Below are 14,927 nucleotides of genomic sequence, written 5' to 3'. Positions count from 1 at the left end.
AATGTACTGTAAATATAGGGTTTTTGAATTTAAATAAATTTATTTAACTTATCTAAATTTAAAAATGTTGTCCCTAATGTTGTCCCTTTTAGTTATCTTTGCAGAAAGATTTCTTCTATGATTCAATCCAGACGAACAAAAGGAGCTGAACCAGTATTTAGGCTTAAAGCATCCACCAAACCAGAGAAACCAATATTCCTTGATTATTCATACGGAAGAAAGAAGCGGTTTAAGTATTCTATAGGTTATTCAGTCAATCCAAACTATTGGGTTGTAGACAAGGGAAGGGTTAAAAATGTTCGTGCAGTTACTAATGCAAAAATTATAAATGATAGAATTGATGATTTAACTCGTATACTAAAAGAGTTTGTTGAAGACTGTGATTCCAACCAAATTCCACTTACCAATCCTATTATGAAAGCTTGTTTAGATGATTTTAGAAATGAGAAGGAAGAAGTGATTGAAGGGGATGAAGACGAAATAAAAACTTTAATACCATTTATAGAAAAGCATATTAAACAAAAGGAAAAAGAACTCCCTAAACCTAAAACAGGATATAAAAATGCTACAGTAAAATCTTATGAACAGACTTTAGGTCATTTAAAGGATTTTGAGAATGATTTTGAACGTATTTTAGATTTTGACTTAGACAGTGAATTCTATTCTGATTTTATTGAACATATGAATTCTAAAACATATCAGTTTAGTAAAAAGGAGAAAAGGCATTATTCGCTCAACACTATTGGGAAACAAATCAAGAACCTGAAAGTTCTTATGGGAGCAGCTTTAGCGGATGAATATCATGCTAATTTGAAATATAAGAGGTTTAAGGTTCATACAGAAGAAACTAAAGCAATTCACTTAGAAATTGATGAACTCAAGAGGATATATGAACTAGATTTAAGTAAAACACCTCATTTGGAGTTAGCAAGAGATGTTTTTATTATAGGCAGCGAAATTGGTCAACGTATCAGTGATTATCATAATTTACGGGAACATGAAATTGAGATTCGTGGAAATGAAAGATATATAAAGATTAGGCAAGAGAAAACAGATAAGACGGTTTGGTGTAAAATTACTCCTGTTATTGAAGCCATTATGAATCAAAGATATAAAGGCAAGTTACCTCCCAAAATTACCGAACAAAAGCTTAATGATTATATTAAAATAGTTGGTAAAAAAGCTAAAATTGATGAAGAAATTAAAGTTGAAATCACCAGAGGAGGAAAGCGAAAGAAAAAGAATATTATTAAGCATCAGTTAATAATGGGGCACACAGCAAGGAGAACATTTTGTACTTTAAAATTTAAGGCAGGAGTTCCTGTCCACTCTATTATGGAACTTAGCGGTCATTCTACGCTTACGGAATTCATGAAATATATTCGCAACCCCAAGGTGGAAAGAGCTTCTCAAATAACTTCTACAGAAGCATTCCAAAATTCATGTATTCCTGTTTAGAAGTTTCCAAAATTCATATGCGATAATAACCAAAAGAGGACTAAATATTAGTCCTTTTTTTTGTGACTTTTACTAGTGGAAATATGTCAACTAGAAGAATCAACAAAATTTAACACGTAAAAACCTTCATGATTTTTATTGAATTAGCTAATTCATTGCCCAAATGTTAAAAAGGTTAGATTAGTTAATCCAAAAACCATATTAGTTAATTTATTGTTTCTTTTAAATATCTGAAAAACAAATAGTTGTGTAATCTTCATTTGGTTTGAATTAGTTAATTTAAGTTGCTGACTGTCAATTTGTTAAAGTTTTTAAAGTCGTTGTTTTTAGCATTTAAAAATATTAATTATGTCTTCAAGTTATTAGTGCGCAATTAACTTTTTAAGGTTTAGAAAAATTCTGAACTATTTGTTCAACATTTAAAAAGTAAATATTATGAGTAATAAGAAGCATATTTTTCAAATGACTACTGAGGAGTTTTTTGAAGTATTTAGAAAAGAGATATTGTCCCTTTTAGAAAAGAAGGATTCTATTGTTCAAAAGAAACCAAGAGAAGATAAGGAGTATTTTACTAGAGAAGAGGCTAAGGACTTATTAAAGGTCAGTTATGCAACATTATGGAAGTATAATAAGAATGGTGTTTTACGAGCTACAAAAATTGGTAGTAGGGTATATTATAAAAGAAAAGATATTGATGATGCAATGGAAGGAGGTTGTAATGTTTAATTATTTTCCAAGCATAAAATCATCCGATTTAGTAGAGGGTTTCGTGTCACCTGAAGAATTTCTATACCAGATAAAAAGTGGTGAAGATTATGCCAATAAGGTATTAGAAGCTAGAGAGATTTATAAATCTAACAAGGAGAACTATACCTTGTTTAAGCAAACGAATCTTCCTTGCTATTCGTTAAACTTCACATTTAATAAAATTAGGAGTAATGATACAATTAATGAGGCATCTGGTTATATCTATTTGGATATTGATAACAACTTAGAAATTGAACTAGGCAACCCTTTAATATTTGCTTCTTGGGTTTCCTTGTCAGGACATGGGCGAGGAGTGCTCGTAAAAGTAAATGGATTAAATAAAGCTAATTTCTCTTATACCTATAATGAAATCAGTAGAGAGCTAAGCATTCATAGCGACAATGGAGCTAGAAAAGCTACTCAAGTAAATGTACTATCCTATGACCCAGATTTATATTTAAATAATACTTCTAATACATTTTTGGCTATTTCGAAAAAAGACCAGTACAGTACTAAAAAAACTAAAAAGACTATAGGGACTGTAATGGGCTCTGAATTTCATAATCTGAGATTTGACAACCTTGACGAACTTATCGAGAATATTGAATTTGATGGAGAGGTTATTTATGATTTTAAACAGAAAATTAAGTATGCAGATGCTTATATCCCATTTGGAGGTTACCAAGAGGGGTATAGGAATAATGGGTTATGCGGATATGCTTATCAAGTAAGAGCACTAAATCCTAAAGTTAATTTTAAAACACTATACAATTTATTAAAGATTGTAAATCAGGAGCAATGCCATCCACCGCTACATAATTTTAAAATAAGGAAAATTGTTGAAAGTGTCATGGAAATAAAAAACTTTGCTCCCATTATGAATAAAACTCGAAGGTTTGTTTATAATAAAGATTATCAACTAAATGTTTCTCAGAGGAAGAGTGAAATGATGAGACTTATTAACGCAGGAAGAACGGAGAATTCAAAGATTAAAATTGAAAATGCAATTTATGATTGGGACTTTGAAACTATGGGTAAAATTACTCAGAAAGGTATTAGGTCTATAACTGGTCTTAATTTAAAAACCATTAAAAAATATTATCCATTATATAAATCTGACATAAAATTACTAAATGACAATTATGCTAAGAACAGTTAAAAACCCTTTTTGTCAAACCATCAACCTCTCCAGCCTATCTTTAGTTTCCCTCCAGTCAGGATAAACCTTATCTAAAAGGTCATAAAAAGCTGTACTGTGATTTAGATATTTTAAGTGACAAAGCTCATGTACTATAACATATTCTATGCACTTTTTGGGAGCCTTTATTAACTCCAAATTCAAATGTATCTTTCCGTTCTTATCACAGCTTCCCCAGCGTTTTTGCATCCACCTGTAGGTTAATGACGGTTTGTGGTCATAAAAGCCTTTAGAGATGGATTTAAGCTCCTCAAATAGTTTATTGAAGTGTTGTTCCGCTTTTTCCTTATACCAGCTCTTTAAAAGCCTCTGAATAGCTTCTTTGTCATCGAGATTTTTTGTAGCAACATGAATATAACCTCCAGCCAATTTTATTGATGGATTGGAAGTTTCATGAAGTTTTAGTCTGTACTGTTTCCCTAAATATAAATGGGTTTCTCCATTAACATATTTTCGAGCTGGAGTAAGTGGATGGAAGGACAAAAATAAGTCTTGCTGTTTGATTATCCATGAAGCCTTTTTCTTTACCTTTTCCTTAATTTTTTCAATGGTACTTTCTTGAGGAGCTAAAACGTTTACAGATTTATCAGGATGTACTTTAATGCCTAATGTTTTTCTTTCCGCAAACTCCAAATCAAAATTTATGGTGGTATTACCGTATTGAATCTGCTGCTTCATAAATACTACTTGTATTTTAAAATGGCTACTTTCATGCATTCTTCAATCAAATGGTCAATTTTAGACCAGTCCGTGTCTAAATCAAACTTCTTCAATAGCTCATAGAGTACATCTCCCAAAACAATATTAATTTTACCTGTAATGTCATTGTTTTTATGCCATTCAATAATCTTATTTCCATTAAGATAAATATGCTTCTTAACTGTGTTATCAATGGCTAAACTTACTTCAATATGAAAAGGTGTTTTCAATAATTCGGAATCATCATAAATGGACTTACTAAAGTTGTAAAAAGCTAATGCAGCATCATTGTTTGCTAATTCTTCTGGAGCATCATCAGACCTGCCATGTAAAAATCTATCCTCATGCTCTTTTGCTCTTTTCAAGAATTCAGTTTCCGATATGCGTTTTAAATAATACTCCTCTATGGTTTCTTTAATCAAATCTGCAAGCTTTTTGTAATACACAGGGTCTTCTTGCATCTTAACATTTATTGCCTTTATGGTTCGGCTTGCTATATGGTCTGCTTGAGATGCCTTTCCTGTGATTTTTTCTATTTCTGCCTCTCGCTCTTCCTTGTCAAAAATATTTACCAATTCAGTAACCTTCATTATTTCACCTTCAGTAGAGATGTGCTTATTAATTAGCTTCTGAATTTGAGGTTCAAACTCTTTGTAAGAGAGGTTATCGTTGTAACGCCTTTTTACATCAACACGTAATTTCAAAAAGAATTTGGCATCTCTTTTATACATGTTAATCTTTTTGTCATCAGTATTGTTTACAAAATCAATTGAAGACAAAGCCATCTTTAAAAGACGTGCAAAATGACTCAATTTCTCATAAAACTTGTTTCTAATATCTTCAGGTGCTAATAGCTCTTCATATGCTGTCGGCTCCAGATTTTTATCTTTAAGGGTCTTGAAAATGTCCCAAAGTTCTGAATGGGCTTGAGGTAATTTTTTCACCTCTTCATTAAGGTTGGTCAATGTGCCTTCCAATTCAGAATCATCAAATTCTGCTAGTCCAGAATAGGTGCTTAATGCATTGTCCAAATTCTCTAAATTGCCATAATAATCAATAATATAGCCATAGTCTTTTCCAGGGTATACACGGTTAACTCTGGCTACAGCTTGAAGAAGTGTGTGTTCCTTTAACGACCTGCATAAGTATAAGATTGTGTTATTTGGTGCATCAAAACCAGTTAACAGTTTTGCAACGACAATTAAGATTTCTGGATGCTCTCTTTTTTTGAATTGAGTTATAATACTTTTCTCAAATCGCTTTAAGTCCCCATATTTATCAATCATGGCATTGAAATAAGCATCTTCTCGTTCCTTCTCTTCATTAACATTATAAAATCCATCTTCGGTGCCTTCTCGTGGGTCTGATTGAGTGACAACGACTTCCGATGAAACCATACCAATTTCATCTAAATACTGTTTATATAAGAGAGCTGTTTTTATGCTTGGTGCAACTAATTGAGCTTTCGGTTTATACTTGTCCCCTTCAGTTTGGAAAAAGCTCCTGTAATGCTCCGAAATATCCCATGCTCTGGCATAAATAACCTTCTCCGTTTTATTCAATTCATTAATGGTGTTGAACTTCTTTTTGAGGTTGGCTTTACCATAATCTGAAAGCGGTTCTGAAAGTTTATCAAAATACCTGTTTATAGGGTCTTCATCAACTGTAATAAGATTATGTCTTCCTTCATAAAGCAATGGTACCACAGCACCATCTTCTACAGCATCTTTAACAGTATAGGGAAGCCCTATATAGCCTCCAAACTTGTTGGCGGTACTCTTCTCCTTTTTCATCAAAGGAGTCCCTGTAAAGGCTAAAAAACAAGCGTTTGAAAATACACGTTGCATGCTCACATTAAAACTACCATATTGGGTTCTGTGCCCTTCGTCTATCATTACAAAAATGTCTGGTGATAAAAACGGTTGCTTGCATTGGTTTACTGCCGCTTCAAACTTGTTAATAATAGTGGTTATAATCGCATCACTTTTATCATGTAGAAGTTCCGTTAGATGAGAACCTGTTTTGGCTTGCTTAACCTCTTTTTGACACTTTTTAAAAGTGTCAGATATTTGGTCATCTAAATCAATCCTATCAGTTACCAATAGAATCTTTGGATTAGATATTTTTGGACTTGAAGCTATCATTTGAGCCAACATGACCATGGTTAGTGATTTTCCGCTTCCTTGAGTGTGCCAAATTACACCACCTTGCCTTTTGCCTGTATTGTCAAAATGTGTTACTCGCTTTAAAGTGTCCTTTACTGCAAAATATTGCTGGTATCGGGCTACTTTTTTTATGCCTTCGTCATAAACAGTAAAGTTTCTAATAATATCAATCAATCGTTCTGGTCTACATAAACTGTACAATAACTCATCTTGTTTGGTCAGTGGTCTATTTTCTTCCTCCAGACTATCAAAATACCATCTTGCATAATTGAATCCAAAGGTGCGTTCTGTAAACAATTGGTCTTTGACTGATTCTTTCAAAGGTTTGTTTTTTAAAGCCTGTAATCCGTCCCAATACTTTGATTCAGTTTCTTTATTGGCAAATTGCTCTTTCCATTTTGACCAAAACTCCTTACTGGTTCCTGTTGTGGCATAGCTGCCATCATTGGCAGCAATACTCAATAACAGATTAGAGTATATATAAAGTGACCTAATGCCAGTTTTACTGAAGTTACGTATATGTTGTTCAATAGCTAATTCGGTAGGTGATTTGGTACCACTTAAAGACGGGCTTTTACATTCAATAACTACAATTGGAATACCATTGATAAATAATACAATATCTGGTCTGTAAGTGTCCGTTCTGCCAGTTCTTAAAACCGCATATTCTTCGGTAACATGAAACACATTGTTTTCTGGTGTTTCCCAATCTATATATTGTAGTGTATGACTTTTTTTATCACCGTCAATGCTTTGCTCTAATGCTTTGCCTAAAGTAATCAGGTCGTAAAATGCTGCATTGGCATTTAAAAACCCTTCGTTTATAGGTAAGTCTTTTAATGACAAAATAGCCGAATTGATATTAGCTTCTGAAAATTCATAGCTTTTGCCCTTCCTTTGGATACTATTGATTTTCTTAAGCTGTTCTTTTAGAATATTTTCAAACAAGACATGAGATTTCTTATCATTACGCCACTCTAAAGCCTGTTCAGGTGATACATACTGGTACCCCATGTTAATGAGCAATTGAATCGCTGGTATCTGCGATATATGGTCTTCTAAAAATGATGGTGTTTTACTCATGACATGTTAATATTTTGGTATTATTTTTGTTTATAACTTGTTAAAAACTATCAATTTATTTGCTTTATAGCTAAAATATCATAAATTTGCACTGCTCATCTTACCGAATATAGGAAGACAGAGTTTCGAGGCTCGATACAACAAGATTTGTACCGAGCCTTGCGGTTTTAATAGAGTTCAGCAAGCTTTTGTTTCATTTTTTTCTTCATCTGTTTTAAACCATATTTCTTGTTTAAATAGTAAGCTGTAAGCAAGTAATAATCCTTGTTTGAGTTCTGTGGCTCCAATACAACTACATACTTTTCAGTAACATTAAAAATATAGGTTCTTACTACGCCCTTACGTTTTCTTTGGTCTCTTTCAACTACAGAAAAACAATGGACTTCATCTTTAATTTTTGCTTCTACATGAGGCTTTAGCCAGTGTAAACGGTGTGCTCTGTCTTTTTCAAACTCTCTGCGCTTAACCTGTTTGCCATCTTCATCGGTCTCATAAATATCTTCTGTGATTAGGTGTGTAAACACATTGCCTAAATCTATTTCACCATCCAATTTGGTTGGTCTAATGACTTTTTTATTGAATAGGAATTTGTCGTTTTCGGTTATGTCCCTATCAAAAATGGCTCTTAACGATACTTTTCTTGCATACTCGTTAAGATGCATAATTTCCAATAGCTGCGGATATTTTTTAATTTGATTATGAGGCATACCACTATCTTAAGTCTATATAGAATAGGTTAAACTTCTCTGCTTCTTTTGGGGTGGATTTTTTAAGGTTGATTTTAGCATGCGACTGCATCTTTTCAATAATCCTATTTTTTGCCGTAACCTTATTTAAACCTCTAATATGGTAGTTTATGGCACCCATCATCACATCTGCTATTTGCATGAGGTAGCTCTCGTAAGACTTGATAAACTGAATGTTTCTTATGTTATGGTGGTTGTCCAGTATATTTTTAAGCCTTGACAATTTATCCTGACTTCTGGTGTCCTTTACATCCAAATACAAGTTGTAGGTGTATTTTGCAGCCATTTTTTGAGCTACCAATTGGTAATACATTCTAAAATAAAAATCGTCATAGGTAAAGCCCTCACGAGTTTCATCTATTTGCGATTTATCAACCACTATTGCCCTAAAGTTTAGGTCTGTAGCAAAAAAATAGTCTATTACATCAGCATAAAACTCTGCATTGGATTTTGAGATTTTAGACCATTTCATTTCACCATGAAACTTATGCTTGGCTTTAAGTAGCTTGATGTAGTCCTTGTGCTGTTTAATTTGTGGATAGGCACATTTAATATAGGCTATCATCATGTATGGCTTGCCATCATGTTGTAGATGTGTGCTTTCGTCACAATATAGATTGAATGTTTTGCTCATAGTTTTTAGTTCATATTTTTTTCTGCATTAACCGCAGCTTCATAAGCCAGTTTGTTTGGATATTTGGACAAGGCTGTTATCCTTCCAGTTCCTTGCTCACCAATGGCTCTATCAAACTCAAAAGTGACTTTTAAAAACACTTCATCCTGCAATCGTATATTCACGGTAACATCTTTAAGTTTTTCTATCTGCCCTTTGGTTTGCTTAAAGCATTGCACATATAATTGCTGCATGTCTTTTTCTAACTCTGCTCTTTGAGCTGGACTTAAGTTGTTTAATATTTCAAATTCTTTATCCATCTTTATGCTTTTACTCTAATCTTACCAGTTAACAACTGCTGCATCAAGCCTTTTTTTTGGGCTTGTAATTGCTCTAAATAGCTTTGTTGCTGTTCTATTTCTTTATCGGCTGTTACCAAAATTTCAGCTATTGCAGTTTGCTCCTCCCTACATGATGGAGCTTGAAACTTAATAATCTTCAAATCTTTGAACTTACACATCCATGTATCGCTTACCATACCTTGAGAATTTCTGTAAAACTTATGAATCATTTCTTCAAGCTTGAATAGATAGCTAAAAAACACTGGATTTGTATTTTCTTTCGCTTTCAAGATGGTGTATGCTGGACTAACAATTCCTTCTATTTCAGATAAAGCACTCCTGCCTTGCCACATTCGCATGGTGTTATAGCCAATATCTCCTATGCATATTCTTTTATATTTAGACTTATTAGCATTTGAAGTATCTTTTTTCTGTGTTGTATCTTGAGGGTAAACGCCATTTCTTCCTACTGACAGTAACTGTAAATTGTCATGACCAGTTTCTTTTCTTTCAGTAAAGTAATTACCAAGTTTATCCTCTTTCCAGTTACCGCTAAACCCTTTCAAGCGAGTTTTACCAGTTAATAGCTGTTGCATTAACCCTTTTTTACGAAGTTGGAGCTTTTCAATAAGTGTTTGCGTTTTTTCTATAGCCTCGTCCCAATCAGATAAAATTTCACCTATTTTAATTTGTTCTTCAATTGGGGGTGATAAAATAGGAATCTTCATGCACTCAGCCTTATTTAATTTTGGCTGTGCGATACTAGTATTGTATTTTCTATAATTAATGCTTTCTAAAAAGTCATTAAGAAAATCAATATCGAAGGTTTTTTTGGGTTTTAGAACATGGGCGTGATTATTAACCCATACCTTGCCTGATACTTTAAATGCAAGTCTAGTACTTCTAGTTAAGATGTTTGCACCATCTTCACCAAGAAGGATTAAATCATCATCAAAAATGTAGTTGTTGACATAATCAATTATTCCAGATGCACCATAGTAAGGATAATGACCTTGCATTTTACTTCTGTCAGATTCTTTAATAGGTTTTCTTTTGCCATCTAAAAAATCAACTGCATTAGATAAATTCACTACCTTCCAATCTTCAGGAATCCAACCCAGTTTTGTTTTTTTATAACCTACTTTATGTTCTTCAATTACCTCCATATTAAAACCCTAATGTTTGTAAATGTTGCTCTAGTTTTTGCTCTACTGCTTTAATTTGTTGTTTTATGGCTTTTATCTCTTCTTGGGTAGCTTTAATATCTACTGGTTCTTCTTCTTCAAAGGTGTCCATATAACGAGGTATATTAAGGTTGTAATCGTTCTCCTTTATTTCCTCCAGTGTGGCTACATGGCTGTACTTGTCAACCGTTCCCCAGTTTTTATAGGTGCTTACTATTTTTTCAATATTAGCATTAGTGAGTTTGTTCTGGTTTTTGGCATTTTCAAACTCATTACTGGCATCTATAAATAACACCTCTGTGTTGCAGCCTTTGTTTTTATCAAATACCAAAATGGTAGCTGGTATACCTGTACCGAAAAATAAATTGGCTGGTAAGCCTATCACTGCTTTTAATATATTTTCGTCTATAAGCTGTTTACGGATTTTAGCTTCAGAGCTTCCTCTAAACAAAACACCATGAGGTAATACCACACCAGCTTTTCCATGCTCATTTAAGGTCTCTATCATATGGGTTATAAAGGCATAATCACCTTTGCTTTTAGGTGGAATCCCTCTATGAAAACGATTGTATCTGTCGGCACTGGCATTGTCGGCTCCCCATTTATCTAACGAAAAAGGAGGATTGGCTACTACCACATCAAATTTCATAAGGGCATCATCCTTTTTAAGTAATGGATTGTTAAGCGTATCGCCCCATTCTATGTGTGCATTGTCCATCTCGTGCAAGAACATGTTCATGCGAGCCAATGCCCATGTGCTACCGTTTAATTCCTGACCATTAAGAGCCACGTTTTTACTGCCAATTTCATCAGCTACCTTTAATAACAAAGAGCCAGAACCACAGGTTGGGTCGCATACTCTATCTCCAGCTTTTGGCTCCACCAGTTTTGCTAACAAGGTTGAAACTTGAGATGGCGTGTAAAATTCACCAGCTTTTTTACCAGCATCAGAGGCAAAGTTGGCTATTAGGTATTCGTAGCTATCTCCTATCACATCGTTACCTTCTAAATTGGATGGTCTTAAATCCAGCTCCACAAAATCGGTCAACAAGTGCTTTAAACGTCTGTTACGGTCTTTGGTTTGCCCCAAATTAGGCTCTGAATTATAATCTATATTACGGAAAACCTTTTCCAATTTGGAACGGTTGGCATCTTCAATATTCTCTAGAGCTATATTGGTAAGCTCTCCCAAATTGTCTGCATTCCTGTTATCGTATAAATAATCAAACGAACTGTCTTCTGGCACCTTAAAGCGCTCATGCTTCATGGCACGTTCCACACGCTCTATATCACCACTGTATTTATCCATATAATCTGCTCTCTTTTCTTTATTCACATCAGAAATGTACTTAATGAAGAGCATGGTTAGAATATAGTCCTTATACTGTGTGGCATCTATGGTGCCTCTAAAGGTGTCGCATGCAGCCCAGACCTTATCGTTGATTTGTTTTTGTGTTAACTTACTCATATTATATTCTTTAAAAGAAGAGAGCAGGGGTGCTGCTCCCTTCAGATTGATTTAACTTATCCTCTTGGAGGAAACTTATCGTTACCATGAGAATCCTTTCGCTGAATTTTACCATCTTTTCCATGGATAAACAATTCAGAACCTTCTTTTCGAGACAAATCTCTACTGTAGGTTTCAGCATCCTTTTTGGTTTCAAAATGTTTGGAAGCTCTTTCTGCTCCTCCTTTTTTGGAATCCCAACCACCATCGGAATTCGGTACTACGTGCCTTGTTTTAGACATAATTATGATTTTAAAATACACTCAATCTTTTTACGGAGTAGAGTTTTCTTGCCGAGTCCAGACAAACCAATGCTTTGATATGTCATATATAAGGCATACTTTTGTTTCGTTACAACATTGTTAGTTTCAGTTAGGTGACGAGCCTCTGATAAAAACAATACCTTATACCAAGTCTTAAAAAGGGACTAACTTTTTAAGACTTTTTTTTATGTCTTCATTTTAATTAGATTACTAATTAATTTATTTACAAGCCCTTTTTTAAGAGCAGCTCTCTTTTCTAATAAATTTTGTGTTAATCTTAAATCTTCATCCAATAGCTCAATAAAATCAACAATTTTTTTCTGTTCCTCCAGAGAAGGGATTTCAACGGTTATTTCTTCAAGTTCCTTTTTTGGGATGGATGTAATAGTTGCTCCAGCCCCAATAAGTTTAAGGTTGTATTGTGTTTTTTCTGAGTTGAGAAATTGAGCCAAATAAGCCCCTAATACCTTGGAAGGTTTTGTTCTGATGGTATAAAATAGAGAGGAGGGGATAGCTTTGCCAAAATCGGGATTATAAGCCCATGCAAAAGTACGATGACCTTTGCCAGCTAAAATAACATCATTAGGCTGTAGCAGGAATTTATCATTTTTACCATCTAATTCTACAAAGCTTTCTTCAAACTTAGTGGGCTTGAAAAGCTTATCAAAATGACCAGCATGTAGGTACTTTATACTCCCTTTTTCTTGGGGTTTGTCATAAGAACCAAACTGAATTTCTGCAATATTTCCAAGCTTATAAACCATACAACACTCTATTTTTTATCATTGTTCTGGTACAAATGTATAAAAAATATTTACTGTAGAGCATTTCAAATCACATTTTTTTGATATTTTTTATTTTGTAGATAGTTTCAAAAAAATATTTTATTATCTAACCTATTGAGGTTATTGGTGTTTTATGATTCTGAAAGATAATACATATATTTGAAAAAAATCTAGTTTTATGCTGGCAAAAAAATTCCCTAAAAACAACGAAGAAGCCAAAAATTTTGGTGGCTTTTTGGTTAACGCAAATCAGTTTTGTCGTTCTTTTGAAAGTAAAACAAGTTTAAAAACTACCATTGATGAAGTTAACCTGTTTTTGTTAAGTAATGGTTTCGAACCAATTCACTATGAGTCTTTTGATATTGAGCTGGGGTATGATAAAAATGGTGTTTCACTTTCAAAACATGGCTATTTAGAAGAACTTGTTTTATTTATACTTAAAAAATAATTACAGCTCCATCTTGTCTTTCAAATTCAAATCATGCTTACGAAATAAATCACCTAAGCTGATTCTTCCCAGTTCGTATGCTTTATGTTTCTCAAAGTGAAAATATTGATTAAAAAAGCCAGAGTTTAATCTTATATCAATTCTCTGAACATCATTTTCAAGCGTATGCCGAATACTATATACATAGAAATAATCTGTGCCAACTTTTGCCTTTAAAAATGGGATGGTCATATTTTCCCCAACTCTAGGGATGTATGCCAAATCAGTACACTTGAAATAACCAAATTGACCTTCAAAACAATGCAAGTCGAAATAAATTTCCAGTTTATTGAATTTCAAGCCATGTTTTAATTCGTAACTGAATAATTCATTATATAAGTCAGTAATAAGTTTTCTAAGTTTATGGGCTTTCATGTTTAGAGAAGATTCCATTGATTTTAATGAAGGCAATGGCTCATCAGATTCTAAAAAATCGTTAGACATCATAAAAGCTATTAATTTCCGATATTTTTCATCATTCCCTAATAATTTGTGAACCTGATTTTTAATAAATAGGAGGTCTAAAAAAGCTCTTTTGGCAGCTACTGTAGTTTTCATAATTACTATGATTTTATGTGAAGTTTAACTTTGTCTTTAGCTATGCTCGTAATTTAAGAAATATTACTTGTTTGTATCTGAGCAGAACACAGCCTAATCGTAAAAGCCACTTTTTTTGGGCAATTTTAGATAAAAAAATCCCCTATAGTATATACGTATTACAAAATCAGTTTAATGAGTTAATTGATATTTAAAATCAAAACCCTTTTGAAAAAGGTAAAATGGATGGAATAATTGACTTCTTGGCAAGGCATAAATTACTATTAATTTATGCCAGATTAAATAATAGTTAATGGATTAAATGAGGGTTTATGTTTTAAAATAAGTATGTAATATCTGGGTCGCTGTTGTTTCGAGCATCCCTTTCGTGCCCATCACTATAATTACATCTAAAAATGTCCTTAATACAACCATTTTCTTCTTTTATGTTATAGGCAAAAGCAGGTTTACCTTTGTTAGGCTCTTTGTAGAATTCATATACTTTATCCCCAACAAAACACATTTTGCAAGTACCCATGGACAATTTTACTTCTTCTAATCCAAGTCCCTTTAAATAGTCAAATTGAGATTTCATGGATTGTAAAAATCTGTACTTATCCAGTTCTTCAAAATATTGGTCTTCATCAATAAGAGGTTTAAATATGGAAGCATCCAGTTTTTGACAGGCTTTTAAGAAGGTTTTCTTTATTAGTTGAGAATGGTCTTTAGTGGAACTCTCTTGTTTTGTTTTAAGTTTTATAAGCTCTGTTTCCATAATTTCAATAGTTAAATATCTTTTCTCTGTAGTCTGAGAACAACTTTGCAATATCAAAAAGTTCCTTTTGAGTTGATATAATAGTGTAGCTCATTAACTCCCTGTCTATTGCTTCTGTATCATATACACCAGATTCGTTTTTGTTGGTTTCTAGTATCTTTTGTATCTGCTCTAGAGTTTTCATGGTCTGTTGCTTTTTGTTCCATTCAGCTTCGCTTGACAATAGGCTACTATCATCTAAATTTCCTGAGTTTAAACATGACCTATACGTTGAGCGATACTTGTTTAAAGCTTTGGTAGTGTCTTTTGTGGCTTTAACAAGCTGTTCTTTTAGTTCTC

At 33.3% G+C, this 14,927-nt stretch carries 15 protein-coding genes; 4 read left to right on the top strand and 11 right to left on the bottom strand.

Annotation, left to right across the window (positions count from 1 at the left end):
• Positions 1 to 117 precede the first annotated feature (117 nt).
• The 3 genes from APS56_RS08705 to APS56_RS08695 all read left to right on the top strand — a co-directional run bounded on the left by APS56_RS08705 (position 118) and on the right by APS56_RS08695 (position 3,364).
• Complete coding sequence (locus APS56_RS08705; RefSeq protein ID WP_054727238.1) at positions 118 to 1,458, top strand: phage integrase SAM-like domain-containing protein; 1,341 nt, start codon at positions 118 to 120, stop codon at positions 1,456 to 1,458.
• 435 nt (positions 1,459 to 1,893) lie between these two features.
• Positions 1,894 to 2,184 (top strand): helix-turn-helix domain-containing protein, encoded by a 291-nt coding sequence (locus APS56_RS08700; protein ID WP_054727236.1) that lies wholly within the window; start codon positions 1,894 to 1,896, stop codon positions 2,182 to 2,184.
• Positions 2,153 to 3,364, top strand: a complete 1,212-nt coding sequence (locus APS56_RS08695; RefSeq protein ID WP_157757637.1) for a hypothetical protein — start codon at positions 2,153 to 2,155, stop codon at positions 3,362 to 3,364. The genes APS56_RS08700 and APS56_RS08695 overlap by 32 nt, the downstream gene beginning before the upstream one ends.
• Positions 3,365 to 3,376: 12 nt before the next feature.
• On the opposite strand, the gene APS56_RS08690 is transcribed toward APS56_RS08695, so the two are convergent.
• The 9 genes from APS56_RS08690 to APS56_RS08650 form a co-directional block, all read right to left on the bottom strand.
• Positions 3,377 to 4,081: a M48 family metallopeptidase gene (locus APS56_RS08690; RefSeq protein ID WP_054731289.1), complete on the bottom strand. Its 705-nt coding sequence runs from the start codon at positions 4,079 to 4,081 to the stop codon at positions 3,377 to 3,379.
• A 5-nt stretch (positions 4,082 to 4,086) separates the two neighbouring features.
• On the bottom strand, positions 4,087 to 7,350 hold the full coding sequence (locus APS56_RS08685; RefSeq protein ID WP_054727233.1) for a type I restriction endonuclease subunit R: 3,264 nt from the start codon (positions 7,348 to 7,350) through the stop codon (positions 4,087 to 4,089).
• 167 nt (positions 7,351 to 7,517) lie between these two features.
• The gene (locus tag APS56_RS08680; protein WP_054727231.1) at positions 7,518 to 8,057 is read right to left on the bottom strand and encodes a hypothetical protein; all 540 of its coding nucleotides are present in this window, start codon (positions 8,055 to 8,057) and stop codon (positions 7,518 to 7,520) included.
• 4 nt (positions 8,058 to 8,061) lie between these two features.
• Entirely contained in the window at positions 8,062 to 8,730 is a 669-nt protein-coding gene (locus tag APS56_RS08675; RefSeq protein ID WP_054727229.1) for a DUF3800 domain-containing protein, read from the bottom strand.
• A gap of 5 nt (positions 8,731 to 8,735) precedes the next feature.
• Positions 8,736 to 9,029, bottom strand: coding sequence for a hypothetical protein (locus APS56_RS08670; protein WP_054727227.1), 294 nt, complete (start codon positions 9,027 to 9,029; stop codon positions 8,736 to 8,738).
• A 2-nt stretch (positions 9,030 to 9,031) separates the two neighbouring features.
• Complete coding sequence (locus APS56_RS08665; protein WP_082379301.1) at positions 9,032 to 10,216, bottom strand: restriction endonuclease subunit S; 1,185 nt, start codon at positions 10,214 to 10,216, stop codon at positions 9,032 to 9,034.
• 1 nt (position 10,217) lies between these two features.
• Positions 10,218 to 11,702: a type I restriction-modification system subunit M gene (locus APS56_RS08660; RefSeq protein ID WP_054727224.1), complete on the bottom strand. Its 1,485-nt coding sequence runs from the start codon at positions 11,700 to 11,702 to the stop codon at positions 10,218 to 10,220.
• A 56-nt stretch (positions 11,703 to 11,758) separates the two neighbouring features.
• Positions 11,759 to 11,983: a DUF2188 domain-containing protein gene (locus APS56_RS08655; protein ID WP_054727222.1), complete on the bottom strand. Its 225-nt coding sequence runs from the start codon at positions 11,981 to 11,983 to the stop codon at positions 11,759 to 11,761.
• A gap of 206 nt (positions 11,984 to 12,189) precedes the next feature.
• Positions 12,190 to 12,768: a restriction endonuclease subunit S gene (locus APS56_RS08650; RefSeq protein ID WP_054727220.1), complete on the bottom strand. Its 579-nt coding sequence runs from the start codon at positions 12,766 to 12,768 to the stop codon at positions 12,190 to 12,192.
• Between the two features lie 199 nt (positions 12,769 to 12,967).
• On the opposite strand from APS56_RS08650, the gene APS56_RS08645 reads away from it, so the two are divergent.
• A complete protein-coding gene (locus APS56_RS08645; RefSeq protein WP_054727218.1) occupies positions 12,968 to 13,237 on the top strand; it encodes a hypothetical protein in 270 nt (89 codons plus the stop codon).
• On the opposite strand, the gene APS56_RS08640 is transcribed toward APS56_RS08645, so the two are convergent.
• Both APS56_RS08640 and APS56_RS08635 read right to left on the bottom strand, forming a co-directional pair.
• A complete protein-coding gene (locus APS56_RS08640) occupies positions 13,238 to 13,834 on the bottom strand; it encodes a hypothetical protein (RefSeq protein WP_054727216.1) in 597 nt (198 codons plus the stop codon).
• A gap of 316 nt (positions 13,835 to 14,150) precedes the next feature.
• Complete coding sequence (locus APS56_RS08635; RefSeq protein WP_054727215.1) at positions 14,151 to 14,588, bottom strand: hypothetical protein; 438 nt, start codon at positions 14,586 to 14,588, stop codon at positions 14,151 to 14,153.
• Between the last annotated feature and the right edge of the window lie 339 nt (positions 14,589 to 14,927).

This window comes from Pseudalgibacter alginicilyticus (assembly GCF_001310225.1).
Taxonomy (GTDB): domain Bacteria; phylum Bacteroidota; class Bacteroidia; order Flavobacteriales; family Flavobacteriaceae; genus Pseudalgibacter; species Pseudalgibacter alginicilyticus.
The sequence above is the reverse complement of the archived record's forward strand: the minus strand, read 5'-3'. Positions and strand labels throughout refer to the sequence as shown.